This is a genomic window from Acinetobacter rongchengensis, from assembly GCF_003611475.1.
GTDB lineage: Bacteria > Pseudomonadota > Gammaproteobacteria > Pseudomonadales > Moraxellaceae > Acinetobacter > Acinetobacter rongchengensis.
This window is the reverse complement of the sequence record NZ_RAXT01000010.1, coordinates 71294-88250: the sequence shown is the minus strand read 5'-3', so window position 1 is coordinate 88250 and position 16957 is coordinate 71294. Positions and strand designations below refer to the sequence as shown.

Annotated in this window: 16 protein-coding genes; 12 read left to right on the top strand and 4 right to left on the bottom strand. The window is 37.8% G+C overall.

Translation table 11 applies throughout. The features are described 5' to 3' along the window. Positions 1 to 77: 77 nt before the first annotated feature. Together D7V20_RS20295 and purL are read right to left on the bottom strand one after the other, a co-directional pair. The gene (locus D7V20_RS20295) at positions 78 to 203 is read right to left on the bottom strand and encodes a KGW motif small protein (RefSeq protein WP_268877889.1); all 126 of its coding nucleotides are present in this window, start codon (positions 201 to 203) and stop codon (positions 78 to 80) included. A 450-nt stretch (positions 204 to 653) separates the two neighbouring features. Continuing rightward, positions 654 to 4487: a phosphoribosylformylglycinamidine synthase gene (purL, locus tag D7V20_RS07530; protein WP_120383696.1), complete on the bottom strand. Its 3834-nt coding sequence runs from the start codon at positions 4485 to 4487 to the stop codon at positions 654 to 656. A gap of 904 nt (positions 4488 to 5391) precedes the next feature. On the opposite strand from purL, the gene D7V20_RS07525 reads away from it, so the two are divergent. The 7 genes from D7V20_RS07525 to ruvB all read left to right on the top strand — a co-directional run bounded on the left by D7V20_RS07525 (position 5392) and on the right by ruvB (position 11714). Further along, positions 5392 to 6489 carry a radical SAM/SPASM domain-containing protein gene (locus D7V20_RS07525; RefSeq protein WP_120383695.1) on the top strand — a complete coding sequence of 366 codons (1098 nt, stop codon included), beginning with the start codon at positions 5392 to 5394 and terminating at the stop codon, positions 6487 to 6489. Positions 6490 to 6509: 20 nt separating this feature from the next. After that, positions 6510 to 6728 (top strand): hypothetical protein, encoded by a 219-nt coding sequence (locus D7V20_RS07520; RefSeq protein WP_120383694.1) that lies wholly within the window; start codon positions 6510 to 6512, stop codon positions 6726 to 6728. A gap of 265 nt (positions 6729 to 6993) precedes the next feature. Continuing rightward, positions 6994 to 7518 carry a PAAR domain-containing protein gene (locus D7V20_RS07515; protein WP_120383693.1) on the top strand — a complete coding sequence of 175 codons (525 nt, stop codon included), beginning with the start codon at positions 6994 to 6996 and terminating at the stop codon, positions 7516 to 7518. Between the two features lie 3 nt (positions 7519 to 7521). Continuing rightward, positions 7522 to 8235 carry a hypothetical protein gene (locus D7V20_RS07510; RefSeq protein WP_120383692.1) on the top strand — a complete coding sequence of 238 codons (714 nt, stop codon included), beginning with the start codon at positions 7522 to 7524 and terminating at the stop codon, positions 8233 to 8235. Between the two features lie 393 nt (positions 8236 to 8628). Beyond that, positions 8629 to 9969, top strand: a complete 1341-nt coding sequence (locus tag D7V20_RS07505; protein WP_120383691.1) for a deoxyguanosinetriphosphate triphosphohydrolase — start codon at positions 8629 to 8631, stop codon at positions 9967 to 9969. A 120-nt stretch (positions 9970 to 10089) separates the two neighbouring features. After that, entirely contained in the window at positions 10090 to 10692 is a 603-nt protein-coding gene (ruvA, locus tag D7V20_RS07500; RefSeq protein WP_120383690.1) for a Holliday junction branch migration protein RuvA, read from the top strand. A gap of 17 nt (positions 10693 to 10709) precedes the next feature. Beyond that, on the top strand, positions 10710 to 11714 hold the full coding sequence (gene ruvB, locus D7V20_RS07495) for a Holliday junction branch migration DNA helicase RuvB (RefSeq protein ID WP_120383689.1): 1005 nt from the start codon (positions 10710 to 10712) through the stop codon (positions 11712 to 11714). A 40-nt stretch (positions 11715 to 11754) separates the two neighbouring features. Here the strand turns inward: ruvB and D7V20_RS07490 are convergent, their stop codons facing one another. Both D7V20_RS07490 and D7V20_RS07485 read right to left on the bottom strand, forming a co-directional pair. After that, entirely contained in the window at positions 11755 to 12615 is an 861-nt protein-coding gene (locus tag D7V20_RS07490) for an arylamine N-acetyltransferase family protein (RefSeq protein WP_120383688.1), read from the bottom strand. 92 nt (positions 12616 to 12707) lie between these two features. Next, entirely contained in the window at positions 12708 to 13292 is a 585-nt protein-coding gene (locus tag D7V20_RS07485; protein WP_120383687.1) for a hypothetical protein, read from the bottom strand. 247 nt (positions 13293 to 13539) lie between these two features. On the opposite strand from D7V20_RS07485, the gene ybgC reads away from it, so the two are divergent. The 5 genes from ybgC to D7V20_RS07460 all read left to right on the top strand — a co-directional run bounded on the left by ybgC (position 13540) and on the right by D7V20_RS07460 (position 16955). Then, on the top strand, positions 13540 to 13947 hold the full coding sequence (gene ybgC / locus D7V20_RS07480) for a tol-pal system-associated acyl-CoA thioesterase (RefSeq protein WP_120383686.1): 408 nt from the start codon (positions 13540 to 13542) through the stop codon (positions 13945 to 13947). A 24-nt stretch (positions 13948 to 13971) separates the two neighbouring features. Further along, positions 13972 to 14670: a protein TolQ gene (gene tolQ / locus D7V20_RS07475; RefSeq protein WP_120383685.1), complete on the top strand. Its 699-nt coding sequence runs from the start codon at positions 13972 to 13974 to the stop codon at positions 14668 to 14670. A gap of 2 nt (positions 14671 to 14672) precedes the next feature. Further along, positions 14673 to 15122, top strand: a complete 450-nt coding sequence (tolR, locus tag D7V20_RS07470; protein ID WP_120383684.1) for a protein TolR — start codon at positions 14673 to 14675, stop codon at positions 15120 to 15122. Between the two features lie 3 nt (positions 15123 to 15125). Further along, entirely contained in the window at positions 15126 to 16439 is a 1314-nt protein-coding gene (gene tolA / locus D7V20_RS07465) for a cell envelope integrity protein TolA (RefSeq protein WP_120383683.1), read from the top strand. Positions 16440 to 16508: 69 nt separating this feature from the next. After that, complete coding sequence (locus D7V20_RS07460; RefSeq protein ID WP_120383682.1) at positions 16509 to 16955, top strand: hypothetical protein; 447 nt, start codon at positions 16509 to 16511, stop codon at positions 16953 to 16955. Positions 16956 to 16957 lie beyond the last annotated feature (2 nt).

Here is a 16957-nt window from a genome sequence, read left to right as displayed (position 1 = left end):
ACTTAATTAAACAATCCATTGAGAGAAATGATCATAAATAACTAACCGACTGTTCAACTCAAATAAACGATTAGACCTTATCTTATAAAGTAAGCAGCAAAAACCATCAATATTTGCAAACTTAAAACCACACCAAACCATTTCCAGCCTTTATGGCGCATGGCAATACGATCAACACTTGAATAATTGACTGTTCTTATCATTTTATCACCTCATTCTTGCTACATGATGAAACATTGTTGGGGCAAAACATTGATCTTTTTATAGACAATATAGGATAAGCAATAATTAAACCAACTCATTAACTGTAACGAAAATTATCTAACATTCATTCATAAACTTAACTTGATATAAATTAAATTACTTTTGTTTATTTCATCATTTAATCATAGATAGTGGTGGCATGAACGTCGCCGTTAGGCAAGGATATAGGACGCATCAGTCGTCCAACAAAGGGCTTTAGTACTTATTACCCCCTGAAAAGCGAGGTATCAGCTACGCAATTTATTTGTTATTTTTTAAATATATATAAGGAAATGCTCATTTTATAATACTGCCCAACAAAGAATGACAACACAACTTCTCCTCAGGTAAATATATTCAAAAACAAAAAAGCCCCTTACGGGGCTTTTAATCAATTTAATCTGTTCTAATTAACCAATAAACTTACGTGCATTACGGAACATACGTAACCATGCACCATCTTCAGTCCATTCTTCAGGTTTCCAAGAGTGCTGAATCGCACGGAAGTTACGCTCAGGGTGCGGCATCATAATCGTTGCACGACCATCTTTAGACGTCACACCTGATATCGCCTCAGGTGAACCATTCGGGTTCAACGGATATTGTTGTGTCGCATTACCCAAGCTGTCTACATAGCGTAAGATCACTTGATTGCCCGCATTCAACGATGCAAAGTTTTCAGCAGAAGTCTCTGCACGCCCCTCACCATGTGCCACGGCGATTGGTAAAATTGAACCTTCCATACCTTCTAAAAGAATCGATGGTGATTTTTCAACTTTAACATTCACAACACGTGCTTCAAATACTTCTGAAGTATTGCGGCGGAAACGTGGCCAGTTGTCAGCACCCGGAATAAGTGGTGCAAGTTGTGCCAACATTTGACAACCATTACAAATACCTACTGAGAAAGTATTGTCACGATTAAAGAATTTTTCAAACTGATCACGTAGTTTTGGATTGAATAACACTGATTTCGCCCAACCACCACCCGCGCCCATGACGTCACCGTATGAGAAACCACCGCATGCAACTAGACCTTCAAAATCGTCTAAATCTACACGACCAGCAAGTAAATCACTCATGTGAACATCGACAGTGTTAAAACCAACTCTGTCAAATGCTGCTGCCATTTCGACATGACCATTGACACCTTGTTCACGCAAAATCACCATATTCGGGCGACGTTCGTTGATATACGGTGCTTCCACTGGCTCATTTAAATCGAATGTAGGTAAAGCAATAATACCTTTATGATTTTTATCGCTAATTAAGGCAAATTCAGAATCCGCTGTTTCTACGTTGTCACGTAAGCGTTGGATTTGATGAGAAACTTCAGTCCATGCTTGTTGTAATTCAGCACGATCCAACACCAAGCCATTCACAGACAACTGATCTGAATTGTTGACTGTACCCACAACAGCAATAGCATCTCTTAAACTTGAAGTCGCAACTTCTGCTTTTAAGTTGGTCCAATCTGCTTGGCTAATCTGTAATACTGCGCCAATTTCTTCCGCGAATAAGCTTTCAGTCGTTTGATCGTCTAAAGCAACACCTAAACGTGAAGCAAACATCATTTCTGCAACAGTCGCCAATAAGCCACCGTCACCAATGTCATGGTATGCCTTGATTAGACCACGGTTGTTCCAATCTTGTACCAATGCAAAGAATGCTTTGAAGTCATCAAAACTGTCGACATCAGGTGTAACTGAGCCAATCGCTTTATAGACTTGTGCAAGGATTGAACCACCTAAGCGGAACTGACCTTTTGATAAATCGATACGTACCAAGACTGAATCTTCATTCTTCAATTCAGGTGTCAATGTTTTACGTACATCTAATACTGGTGCAAAGGCTGTAATCACACCTGACATTGGTGAAGTAACTGATTTGTCTTCACCTTCATCATTCCAAGTGGTACGCATTGACAATGAGTCTTTACCTACAGGAATAGCAATCCCTAAAGCTGGACACATTTCCATACCAATGGCTTTTACGCCCTCAAACAAGGCTTGATCTTCACCTTTTTGACCTGCTGCTGCCATCCAGTTCGCAGACAATTTAATGTCGCTGATCTGTTCAATATTAGCACACATGATATTGCTAATCGCTTCTGCAACCGCCAAACGTGCTGAAGCAGCAGGATTCAACAATGCCACAGGTGGACGTTCACCCATTGCCATTGCTTCGCCTGTATAACCTTGCAAGCTTGTTGTAGTTACCGCAGCATCTGCTACAGGAACTTGCCAAGGTCCAACCATTTGGTCACGTGCAACCATACCCGTAATTGAACGGTCGCCAATCGTAATCAAGAATGATTTTGATGCAACTGTTGGATTTTTAAGTACACGGAAAATCGCATCTTTTAAATCGACTTTAGATGCATCAAAAGCATCACCTTTACGCTCTACCGTTTCATATGCACGACTCATACGAGGTGTGCCACCAAGCATGACTTGCATTGGCATATCAACAGCTTTGTTGTCGAATAATGGATCATTCACTGTCAATTGACGTGCTTCGGTTGCTTCACCCAGTACTGCAAATGGGCAACGTTCACGTGCACAGATTGATTCAAATAATTCTAAAGAACTTGGATGAATCGCTAAGACATAACGTTCTTGAGCTTCATTAGACCAGATTTCCATTGGAGACATACCAGGCTCAAGTGATGGAATCTTACGAAGATCAAGGATTGCACCAAGTTCATGGTCATTTACCAGTTCAGGCATTGCATTGGAAATACCACCCGCACCCACATCATGTACAGACACGATTGGGTTGAAATCTTCCATTCTCCAACATGCGTCGATTACTTCTTGACAACGGCGCTCCATTTCAGGGTTTTCGCGTTGTACAGAAGCGAAGTCTAGGTTTTCACCCAATTTACCGCTATCTACAGAAGATGCTGCTCCACCACCCAAACCAATCAGCATTGCAGGGCCGCCGAGAACGATGAGTAAATCACCGGGTTGAATTGCATCTTTTTCTACGTGGTCAGGACGAATATTCCCGTAACCACCCGCGATCATGATCGGTTTATGGAAACCTTTTACATCACCATTAACATTTTGTTCAAAAGTACGGAAGTAACCATTGAGTGCAGGACGACCAAACTCGTTATTAAATGCCGCCCCCCCTAAAGGACCATCAATCATAATCTGTAAAGGAGACGCCATACGAGATGGTTTACCGTAATTTTCTTCCCAAGGTTGTTCAAAACCTGGGATATTTAAGTTTGAAACAGTAAAGCCTGTTAAACCTGCTTTAGGTTTACCACCACGCCCTGTCGCACCTTCATCACGAATCTCACCACCTGAACCAGTCGCAGCACCTGCAAATGGTGCAATTGCTGTTGGATGGTTGTGGGTTTCCACTTTCATTAAAATGTGGGCAGCTTGGCTTTTGTATTTATAAACGTGATGACCTGTTGCTTCATCTTTTTTCGGATAGAAACGTTGTGTGTCAAAACCAACAATCACTGAAGCATTGTCTTTATATGCTGACAATACATCTGTAGGTGATTCTTTATACGTGTTTTTAATCATTTGGAACAATGACAATGGTTGAACTTCACCATCAATTGTCCATTCAGAACCAAAGATTTTATGACGACAATGCTCAGAGTTTGCTTGAGCAAACATCATCAGTTCGATATCGTTTGGATTACGCCCTAATTTATTAAATGCAGCTGTTAAATAATCAATTTCTTCATCTGACAATGCAAAACCAAACTCAGAATTGGCTTTAACCAAAGCGTCTTTACCCTGACCTAAAATATCAATCGAGTTTAAAGGTTTCGGTGCTGTTTCAGAAAATAATGCAGCCGCCTCATCTACTTGATTAAACACACTTTCCGTCATACGGTCATGCAGGATTTGTTTGACTTGGTCAGAAACTTCTGAAATCCCTTTTAAAGTAAACAAAACACCGCGTTCAAGGCGGTGTATCGGTGTATTACAGTTAGCAAAAATATCAGTTGCCTTAGATGACCACGGCGAAATTGTACCCACACGCGGTGTCACTAAAATTTGGACTTCATCTTTTGCAGCTTGGCGAATTTGGAAGCTTGTCCCATCATTTAACAGCTGTAAAGCAGATTGCTGTTGTTGCTCGTTGAGCGCTTGGTCAAACAGATAGACCCATTGGCTTTCTATTGATTGAACAGAACTGATAGACGATAAACGTGTTAATAGTTGTGTTTGCTTAAAAGAAGAATGTGCGGGTGCACCGGCAATGATAAACATGCTGTTTTTGGCTCCACGGGCAGGTATTAGGCAACCTACCTCAATGTGACTTGAAGAGAGCGCATATTCTACTGTGAAAGCAGATTTTCAGCTAGTCATATCCACTTTAAAAATGGGAGATTTTTTTCCCGCAAGTACTTGCTTTTACGCTTATTGCTTTAATTTCAATGCAAATAGTAACAAATATTTAGACAATACGAGAGCAATTCAGCCAAAAGTGACTGCAATGTTCAAATGTTTAAACTTAAATCACGTCGACTCATCAAAATGTTCACTTTTTATCAAATTCAGCTTTTCATCATTTTTTCCGATATTCTCTATCATATTAAGAATACACCTAAACATCCCCAAAAATTAAAAAAACCAGATAAACCCAAAATCATAAACACTTATAAAATATAGAATATTTAATTTTCAACTTATTTTCTTATCTAAAATATGCTTAAATACTTAAAGACAATTTTTAATACACCCCAATAAAATCTTAAATAACATAAAATTAAAATACCATCTTTAAAAAATAAGATTAAAAAAATTAAACCAATGTTATTAAATAAAAAAAACATACTATATAAAATTTACACCTACTTACCATTAAAGAAAAAACAAAAAATAAATAATAAATTTCATATTTAATTATGAAATGTAAAAATAACACAACCATTAAAACAAAATTTTAAAATCACACAAACAACACCCATATAAAGCAAATAATAATATTATTAACACAAATAATATTATTAATAAAATATAACCATTGTTTTAAATAACTTCAAAAGCACATTAAATATAATTTCTTAATTTCAAAAAAATATATCAACCATACAATTTAATAACATGCATATTAAATAAATCGTCTAGTTTAAATTACCGCCATTGATTCGGCGCTTTTTAAGTCAGAATAATGATGAAAAAACTTAAATTAAAAGAATGGATTCCAACTGAAGTGCATGATTGGGAAGGAAAAGAAAACGATGTTTTAGTTTTAAACTACACCATGAAATGCGCTCTTGCTTGCGACTTTTGTTGCTATGGTTGTCATCCAAACCGTAAAGAAAAAATGTCTTTTGAGTTGGCTGAAAGGCTGATCAGAGAAGCCGCTGAGCTCGATACATTTTCATCTGTTGGCTTTACTGGTGGTGAACCTTTACTGTTCCCTGAAGAAATTTGTGCTTTAGCCGATGTACTGCACGAAGTGCATCTCCCCTTTACCATTGCAACTGCAGCACATTGGGCTGTAGATGATGCTTATAGTAAGGAGTTATTGGGTTATTTAAAAAATAAAGGATTAATTCGGCTCAATATTAGCCACGACCCAAGTCACATGAAATTTGTAGACAAAGCTATTGTTATGAATGCTGTCCGTGCGGCAAGCGAACTAGGTATTGCAACTTATGTTGTAGGGACATTTAACAGTATTCATGAATCATTAGAATCTTTTTTACCTGAAGCAATTGATTTACCGAAAGTTTCTTTATTGACCAAATATGTTGCAAAAGTCGGAATGGCAAAAAAATGGGACATTACCCAACAACTGTATGGTTTGTCGTTAGACACAGAGGATCTTTGCTGCTATCGCAGAGTCAATCACGACATTGTCATTTGGCATGATGGTTCGGTTTACCCATGCTGTTCCACATTTAATCGAGCCACGCCTGGTATAAAAGTAGGCAATGCCCATGATCTATCTTTAAGAGAAATTTGGGAAAAAGTCGAAGGCTCATTACTGTTTCGAATTATGAAAAGGCAAGGCTTTGGAGAATTGTATTCAATTTTACATAGCCGAGCACCGCATCTATATAAGCAGCTCCCTCAGGCTCAAGACGTAGTCGGGCCATGTAGTTTATGCAATGCCATTTTTAAAGATAAAGCAATATGTACTGAAATATTGCACGTTATTTCGGAGTATGAGAAGGAAAAAGTCTCTCATGCACTTGAAATCGTCGTTGAGTTATTAGGTATAGACAAGGCGACGTCTGTTGTAGAGGAAATCATAACTTAGTTTTAAAAAGGAATAAAATAATGAATGATATGAAAGCTTTACAAAAGAAACTAGAAACAAACCCGATTGCAAGAACCCGATTTCTTGCAGATCTCTTAGGAACCCTAGAACGTAGCGGAGTCGATATCCAAGACCCTAAAGTTTTAGATCAACTCAATTTAAACCTTGATTTACGTGATGGTAAAAAGTTTTTGGATGGGCTCAGAGCAACAACCAATATTGTTACCATTGTTGCTTAATTTTTCTAGCCTAATTTCAATTTAATTTATAACTAACAAACAATGAACAGCATTATTGATATGTTGTTCATTGTTTAATTCATACAAAAACTCAGATCCTAATTACATAATTTATAGAGATAAATTTATCTGTTGATGAATACTCTTTTGTACTCGTTAAATTATTTAGAGATGTTTGTACCACTGAATTTTTCTAATTGTAAATTTTAATTAGAAATAATAAAATACACATAAAGATAAATTTAAAAAATAAGATGATTAAAAAATGAAAGCATTAATAACAAGAGGTTGTACGACCAATCATGGCGGAATTATTCATGAAGCAGATGACTCATTTATCGTTCAGGGCAAAGCTGTCCATTTAGATGGTATGAAACATTTTTGCCCTCAATGTAAAGTTATTTCTTACGCGATCGCTTCCAATACTGGTTTTATGATGGTTGGCTCACGAACAATTGTGGGCGATGGTGACTCGTCAACTTGTGGTGCAAAATATATTAAAAATCAAGATTTAGTAGTACGTGATGGTGGTATAAATATAGGCACTAGAATAAGTCATTCAAATGAATTACCAAAACAAAATGAAGTATTTGATGAGCAAATTATTGCTGTCGATCAAAATAGTCAATATCTGTCTAACACAACTTTTTATATTGAAACTGTAGAAGGTAAAATCTATCAAGGTATGACTGATTTTGATGGAAAAACACCGAGAATTACAACTAACGTAAGTAGCGAATTGAGAATATGGCTAGGTGATGATGCTGAGTTAATGATTAACAAGGAATAACGAATGATTCCTCCAACAGGAACAGCATCGACTAATCAAAGAAAGGGTTCAACTCAAAAAATAACGGTTAATCGCAAAAATAGAATTATTGTCTATGGTGGAGCGTATAGTAAAAGTGATAACAATACTTTTCTAGATGCTTCCAATAATTTGCAAAGAATGTATAAAGCCAAAGAAGGTGAGAAATACAATATTTACATTCGAGAAATTAAAGTAAAACAAGACCTCATTGATCTAATTAATAGACAACCTGTAAATAGTATTCGCTCACTCGATATATTCACGCACGGCGGCGAAAATTCACTATATATGGTTTCTGTAAGACAGGGTGATAACAATTCTTCAATGAATAAATATTGGTGGTGGCGTTATTTCTTTAATAACCAAACATTTAAAACATCTGATTTAAAGTCATTCAAATCAGATGTTTTTACAACTAATCTAAAAGTAGAAATTCATGGCTGTAAAACAGCTGAAAATCCCAAAGTAGCAAACAACTTAGCAAGCAACTGGTCTAAGAATTTATATGCTTCAGGAAAAACAAAATTTGTTGTTATAGGACATACTACTAATACCAGTCCATTGATTCATGGCCCGTCAACAAGTCCAAACGAACAATCTTATATGTGGCTTGAAAGAGCTATATATAGAAATGGTAAACTTCAGCAACTTACTAAGATCAAAGGTTTTCTTAATGAAGAAGCGCTCACAAAATAAGAAGATTAATTATGATTGATAAAGAAACGATGTTGACTCAGTTTTGTTTTTACCTATTTTCAATATCGTTTATCTGCTTAGGATTGCTCGCCTTTGTAGGTCTCATCTATCCCAAATGGTTAACAAAATTAAATTTACCCAATGATCGATATAAGCAATTTACAATATTGATTTTAACTTCCCTTTTATGTTTAGCAATTTCTCATGTATTTATTCCTAGCGGATTTCCATAATAAGCACATTAAACATGCAAAACACTTATAAAGTGGAGTTTTTGAATATTGCTCATTTATTTGAAAAACATTAGCACAAAGACAACTTATGTCGCTCTCCCCTAGAACATTCACCATAAATTTGGCATGATGCAAATAAGCAATAACTGAATAACGATAAATGACTCAAATGCGTTGGTTAGAACTCCTTTCAACAGTTCGAATGGGCAGTAAAAAACAAAATACAGAACAGGCACGTAGCCCTTTTCATAAAGATTATGACCGTATTATATTTTCACAAAGCTTTCGACAACTGAATCGTAAAACGCAAGTTCATCCACTAACACAACATGATGGTATCCATACCCGCTTAACGCATTCACTAGAAGTTTCGTGTATTGGCCGTTCATTAGGCATGTTGGCTGCCGAGAAAATTAAAGATGAATTACCTATGTGGATTTCCCCTGCCGATGTCGGTGCGATCATTCAAGCTGCATGTTTAGCACATGATATTGGTAATCCCCCTTTTGGGCATGCAGGTGAATACGCGGTTCGAGAATGGTTTGATGATGCATCACATACCGACTTTCTTAAAGATTTGAGTCCAGAACAACAAGCCGATGTGCGCCAATTCGAAGGCAATGCACAAGGGTTAAGACTGCTAACAAAAATTGATTACCATCCTAATGATGGCGGGATGCGCCTTACTTACGCAACGTTAGGGGCTTACTTAAAGTATCCTTGGCTTTCCAAAACCATTGAATCTCAGGGGGATACACCTGCAAATAAACGTGCAAAGTTTGGTTGTTACCAAGCTGAAAAAGACATTCTTAAACAAATTGCAGATCAACTTGGCCTCATTCAGCTCGGTGAATATCATTACTGTCGTCATCCTCTGACCTATCTTTTAGAAGCTGCGGATGATATTTGTTATGCACTGATTGATTTAGAAGATGGCATTATTTTGAATATGCTGTCTTATGAAGAAGTTGAGCCTATTTTTCTAGATTTGATTGGCGATTTTGGAATACCTTCTGAACTCAGCATGCCATATACCACATGGCAACAAAAAATTGCTGCTTTGCGTGGTCGTGTGATGAAACGTTTAGTCGATGAAGTGACCACTGCTTTTGCACGACACCATTTTCAAATTTTATCAGGTCAATTAAAAGGTTCGCTGTTGCAATATTGCGCCCAAGACATTGAAATTGGGATTGATCGTGCGAAAAATCTTGCACGTGAAAAGATTTTTGAGCATCCACAAAAATCTGGTTTAGAAATTATTGCACATCAAAGTTTGCAACATATTCTTGATGCATTTATTCCATTGACCACACCCAATAAAACCTTAAGCTTTAAAGATGGTCGCCTCATGTCGATTTTAGAACGTTTTGGTGCACGTTTTAGTGATGATCACTATGACAATATTATGCAAGTTTTGGATATTGTCAGTAAATTTTCAGACCATCAGGCCTATAACTTAGCGCAAGAATTACAAGGCAATAAAGTTGGTTTCTTTTAAATCATCCAAACCTTTTTGAGTATAGATCGTGCATAGTTTTCGCTATACTCAGAACATTCAATAAACAAACTAAGTTTTCAAGCAACTTAGTTATACAATTTTTAAAAGTGAACAATATTCATGATCGGATGTCTTATTGGTGAAGTCTTTGCATTAGAAGCACCGACTGTACTGTTAAATGTAAATGGTGTGGGTTATGAAATTGACACGCCACTTTCAACTTTTTGCCAGTTACAAAAAGGTCAAAAAGTCACGCTATGGACACATTTGGCTGTTCGTGAAGATGCTCAGCTGTTGTATGGATTTTCAAATGCTCAAGAGAAAACCATTTTCCGTACGCTTCTAAAAGTAAACGGCGTAGGCCCGAAAATGGCTTTGGGTATTCTTTCAACCTTAAGTGTAGAAATGCTCATTCATACGGTTGAACATGAAGATGTAAATACCCTTGTGAAAGTACCGGGAGTGGGGAAAAAAACTGCTGAACGTTTAATGATTGAATTACGTGATCGTTTTAAAGCCATGTCATCAACTACAATTCCAAGCAACTCAACAGTCGAACAGATTCAATTTACAGGCAATTCCGCTGTTGCAGAAGCTGAGGCTGCTTTACAATCTTTAGGTTATAAGCCTTTGGAAGCACAGAAATTAGTCAATGCTGCGAAAGGTGATTTTACTGAAGCCAGTGATATCATTCGTGCTGCACTTAAATCCATGAATAAATAAGATAGATTAAGACAATCATGCAAGATCGTTTAATCAGTGGTACTGAAAAACCAGAAGATCACTTTGATCGTGCCATTCGCCCGACCTCACTCGATGACTATATCGGGCAACCCGTGGTTCGTGAACAAATGGAAATTTTTATTGGCGCAGCACGTGGTCGTGGCGAAGCACTTGACCACACGCTAATATTTGGCCCGCCGGGTTTAGGTAAAACGACGTTGGCCAATATCATTGCACGTGAAATGGGTGGAAATCTCAAATCAACTTCTGGTCCAGTACTAGAACGTGCAGGTGATTTAGCTGCGATGTTGACCAATCTTGAAGAAGGTGATGTTTTATTTATCGATGAAATTCATCGTCTTTCTCCCGTCATTGAAGAAATTCTTTATCCTGCGATGGAAGATTACCAACTCGACATTATGATTGGTGAAGGCCCAGGCGCACGTTCTATTAAATTGGATTTGCCCCCTTTTACTTTGGTTGCAGCAACGACTCGTGCAGGTTTATTGACCTCACCTTTACGTGACCGTTTCGGGATTGTGCAACGCTTAGAGTTTTATTCCGTTGAAGATTTAACCCATATTGTTGCACGTTCAGCTTCTTTAATGGATGTACCAACAACAGCAGATGGTGCTTTAGAAATAGCGCGCCGTGCTCGCGGAACACCTCGTATTGCTAACCGTTTATTACGTCGTGTACGTGACTATGCGCAAGTCAAAGGTACAGGTGAAGTTACACAAGAAATGGCGCAACGCGCTTTAGATATGCTGAATGTAGATAAAGATGGTTTAGACACATTAGACCGTCGTTATTTATCGATGTTATTAGAGCGTTTTGATGGTGGCCCTGCTGGTGTAGAAGCTTTAGCAGCTGCGATGGCAGAAGATTCTGGTACATTGGAAGATGTGATTGAGCCATATTTAATTCAGCAAGGTTATGCAATGCGTACTGCACGTGGGCGTATTGCAACAAATCAAGCTTATTTACAGTTTGGAATGACACCACCTGAGCCAAAGGCTTAAATACTCATTGATGATGCCGTTCATTTATCTAAGCTCTCTTTTAAAGCGCTTGAAATTTATGAATAGCATCATCAATATTGAGTGCATCAAGGTTAAGTTTGAAAATTGAAATAAAAATTTCTTTTAATTCATCGGCACTCTTTATAATCTGTTGTTGCGTTTCATTGTCTTTATTATGAATATTTAAAACACCATTGCTAAAATTATAACGTTTATCTTGCTTTACGATCGACAAAATTAAGTTTCGAGTAAATGAGCACTTGGGATATGTAGACATAAACCAATTTGCAATTTTAATATCTGAATCAGCAGCGATCTGTTCTGGATTGAATGCATAAACATTTTCCCATTCACCCAAAACACAAACTTGAAGCATATATTTCATATCGAAAAGTGCTGAATCGATTAACCCACTGTCTGCCACTTGAATAAGACGGAATGGCTCATTTAAAGTAACTTGCGATGTTTCTAAAGCATGAATCGAAAGAACACTTGTAGGCGTCATTCCTCCGAAGCCTGGATCAAATAAATACAGCTCACCATTTAAACGAACAACTGTCACTAAGTGTGTTTTGGCAGGTGATTCTGTAGGATGACTTTTATAATAAACCCGACACAGTACATTAAAAGTATCATATCCTAGCTCATTCAAAACATTTTTCACTAAAACATGATGTTCAAAACAATAAGCATCTCGACCTTGTACTAAAATCTTTTCAACTAATGTTGCAATATCTAACTCCACGCCTAAACCGAGAAAAGAATTTAAGTTTCCAAAAGCTATATTTTGTACATGTAACTCTAAGAGTCGATTTAAATTCTCTAATGTCGGTTCAACAATTTCATCAATTATGCCCAGTTTATTCAAATATAATTGTGAAATTCTATTTTTCTTTCCCATAATTGAAAGTTCCCTTTATTTATTTTCAGTAATATAAATAATTTAGTTGGCGGAGACTAAAACTTCCGAAGCTCATTCAACAATTTTGGATATTAACTGCTTACCATAATTCTCATATCTTCAATTAAAAATAATTCACAAGCACCATTTCCAGTATCTTCACGTGTCAAAGAACTACGCCAAATCCAACCATCTTGCGCACGAACCTCAACAAGATGACCTTTTAAATAAATGAGATCATCTTTCTGCACTTTAGATAATTGCTTTGCAATGTCTTTATTAGCAGGAATCATATGCATATTTGCGCTATGTGTTTCAATTTCTCTGACATCAATCGGTGGGGTATTTTCATAACGCCAATAATACCAACGATTACTCTGCCGAATAGAAAGTTGCTTATAAATTTGAGGTTCAGCCATTCTCCCCCAACCTAAAGCAAAGTCTACAGGGCTAATTTCTGCTTCACGCCCCATACTATAGTCTTCACGTGACAAAACACGAAATTCGCCTTCAAATGCAGATAAGTTTTCAATTGTAAATTGATCAAAGGTTTTTATTTGCTCATTCACTATTTGATCATTATGATGATCCTCAATTCCCTTATTGGGCTTAAGCCAATGTGTCCATACCCCATAAACGAATAACATACTAATCAATAGATAAATAAATCGCTTCATCAGACATTTTCTCAATTTTATTATTTATAAATCACTTCAATCATTCTATAGACTAACAAGATTTGGACAAAATATTTCACAGTAAAAAGAAATGACACCTTGTGCCATTGGACTGAAAAATCAGAGTGCTAAACTGCCACGCATTATATAATTTGAATTTTAATTGGAAAGACTCATTTCTCTCAAATGATACTTCCAATATTCAAGTGATTAATCAGAAAACTGAATTAAGAAGTGGATCACCATCATGGCAAACAAATTTGAATTTCAAATCCGTGTATATATAGAAGATACAGATGCTGGTGGTATCGTATATCATGCCAATCATATCCGTTTTATGGAGCGCGCTCGTACTGAATGGTTACGTGCATCTGGTATTGACCACTATTGGCATCAAAAAGATTACAATTTTGTGGTTCATAAAATTGCATTGAAATATTCACGCCCTATACTTATGGATGATCTTATTACTGTTACAGCAAGTGTAGTTTCATGTAAAGCTTCGTCATTTGTATTGCAACAAAATATATATCGTGGTGAAATCATGCTTGCTTCTGGCGAGGTAGAATTGGCATGTTTAAGTACAGACATGAAACCTCGCAGAATTCCTGACGAAATCCGTGATTTAATTCTTCGAGAATTAGCTCACGAATAAAAATACTATTGGCACATGTAACTTATGGCAACACAACTAGAATCTTCTCTGCATATCTCTGATTTAATTTTACAAGCGAGCCCTGTGGTTCAATTGGTCATGTTGGTTTTAGTACTGGCATCTGTTTTTAGTTGGTATTTAATTGCCAAGTTACATATGGGCTATAAACGCGCAAGACAAGGAGATGATCATTTTCAAAAAATCTTCTGGTCTGGCGCTGAACTGAATACGTTATATAACAATGCGCAACTCAACTCTAAACGTGACGGTTTGGAAGATATTTTTTACCAAGGTTTAAGTGAATTTTTAAAGCTCAAAAAACGCCATGCCGAAACTTCATCAATGATCGAAGGAACTGAACGTATTCTACGTGTCGGTTTAAGCCGTGACCAAAGCCGTTTAGAACAGGGTTTAAGTGCCTTGGCCAGTATAGGCTCAGTTGCGCCTTATGTCGGTTTATTTGGTACCGTCTGGGGCATTATGAATGCATTTATTGGCTTAGCTCAAGTAGACCAAGTTACACTTGCGACTGTTGCTCCTGGTATTGCCGAGGCGTTGATTGCAACAGCGATTGGTCTTTTCGCTGCAATTCCTGCTGTATTGGCATTTAACCATTACACGGCTAAAGGTGAAGAAATCTATTCAGATCGAGCATTATTTGCAGAAGAAATGGTGGCGCTATTACAACGTCAGTCTGTGGGAACTACACAGGAAGCTGAATAACAATGGCAATCCAACGCTCAGGTCGCTTTGACCGTATCAAAAAACCACTAAAGAGTGATATGAATGTCGTACCGTATATCGACGTCATGTTGGTTTTGTTGGTTATTTTTATGGTTACAGCACCCATGATTACCACTGGGGTAAAAGTTGATTTGCCACAGGCCAATAATAATCCGATTCAATCTGAAGACAGACCTACGATCGTCACTTTAGAGACTGATGGTACGATTAAACTCGAAGACAAAGTGCATAAAAATGATGTTATGACACTAGACGAGTTAAAAGCAGTCTTAGTGGAAAATCAAAAACAAGCTGAAACTGACAAAAAACAATTAACCGTGTTAATTAATGGTAGTGAATCACGCCCTTATGGTGAAGTCATCAAACTCATGGCTGCCCTTCAGGATGCGGGTTTAAGCCAAGTTGGGTTACTGACTGAGCCTGTAAAGTAAGTTATGAAAAATATTCAAAAGCCACAATCTAAAGAAAAAGCGATTGCGCTTGGATTTACCTTTGGAATCCATGTGGTGGCAATAACAGGCTTACTTTTTCTTGGTTTAAGTCAGCCACCTGAACCACCCAAACAGATCAAAACAGTATTGATCAAGCCAGAAGATTTACCACCACTTGAAGCAAAACCGTTAGAACAAACAGATTCTGAAGAAACAGCGGATAGCAAAGTTGCTGAACAAGTCCAACAAACAGCTGAACCGAATCCAACTGCACCCATCATTCCGACTGAAAACAAACCAAAACCTGAAGATACGAAAGCTGTCGAAATGAAAAAAGCTGCTGAAGAAGCCAAAGCAGCACTTCAACAACAACAAGCTGCCGCTGCTCAAATGGCTCAGGAAAAAGCAGCCAAATTAGCACAAGCAAAAGCAGATGCTGCTGAAAAAGCAAAACAAAAAGCTGCGGAGATCATGCAACAAGCTAAAGCAGATGCTCTTGCAAAAGCTGAAGCAGCTGCCAAAGCAAAACAGGAAGCGTTGCAAAAAGCCAAAGCTGATGCCGCTGAAAAGGCACATCAGTTGAAACTGAATGAACAAGCCAAACGTAATGCAGAAGCAGCAGAAAAAGCCCGTCAGGCTAAAGCGGACGCTGCCGCAAAAGCCAAAGCAGATGCGGCAAATAAAGCCAAAGCTGATGCTGCTGCAAAAGCCAAAGCCGATGCGGCAAATAAAGCTAAAGCTGATGCTGCTGCAAAAGCCAAGGCCGATGCGGCAAATAAAGCCAAGACCGATGCTGCTGCAAAAGCCAAGGCCGATGCGGCAAATAAAGCCAAGACCGATGCTGCGGCAAATAAAGCCAAGGCCGATGCGGCAAATAAAGCCAAGACCGATGCTGCTGCAAAAGCCAAGGCCGATGCGGCAAATAAAGCCAAAGCAGATGCAGAAGCTAAACGCAAAGCGGATTTAGCACGTGAACTAGAGGAAGAGAAAGCATCTGCGGCAGAAAAAGCCAAAGAAGCCGCTGCAAATAAAAAAGCAGAAGCTAAAAAAATTGCCTCATCTGCAAAACGTGACTTTGAAAATAAAGTGCGTAATGCATGGCGAATGCCTGCAGGTTCATCTGGACAAAAAGCAACTGCTCGAGTCACCTTAACAGAGAGTGGCGGTGTCGCTTCTGTGATTGTCAATGCTTCTGACCCAGATGTGAAAGCCAGTGTAGAACAAGCTGTCAGAAATGCGGCACCATTCCCGATGCCTTCAGATCCCGATGCACGTCGTGAAGCTCGAAGCTTTAGCGCAAGTTTTACTGTAAAGTAAATATTTTAAACCCTGCTTCGGCAGGGTTTGTGCTATTTTGGAGTTGTTAGTGTTTCAGGAACAATAAAAATGTATGGGAAAATTTTTAGTTTAATCAGCCTGCTCGCTTTATCCATTCCCGCTACTTTTGCGGAAAACAGTCAACTTGTAGATACAGAAAGCCAACAAATGATAGATTCGAGTGGACAACCCTTAACTATCACTCATCGTCCAATAACACAAATCAGTCGACGCCCTCTTTTGAACTGTCAAAGAAATAATATTCAAAAGGTTATCGACAATTCAAGTATTGCACACACAATGTCGGATAGTAATATTAATGTATATGTTGAGTTAAAAGATGATGGAAATGTTAAAAGAATTCAAACCAATGGAAGGAATAATGATATTGTTGTCAAATCATTAAAAAAAAGTATTTTCCGAGCAGCACCTTTTGTAATGCCTAAAGATGAAGCAGAAATTCATCTTTGTAATAAATTCGAATTCAATTTCTATCGTCATTTAGCCCCACTTTAATC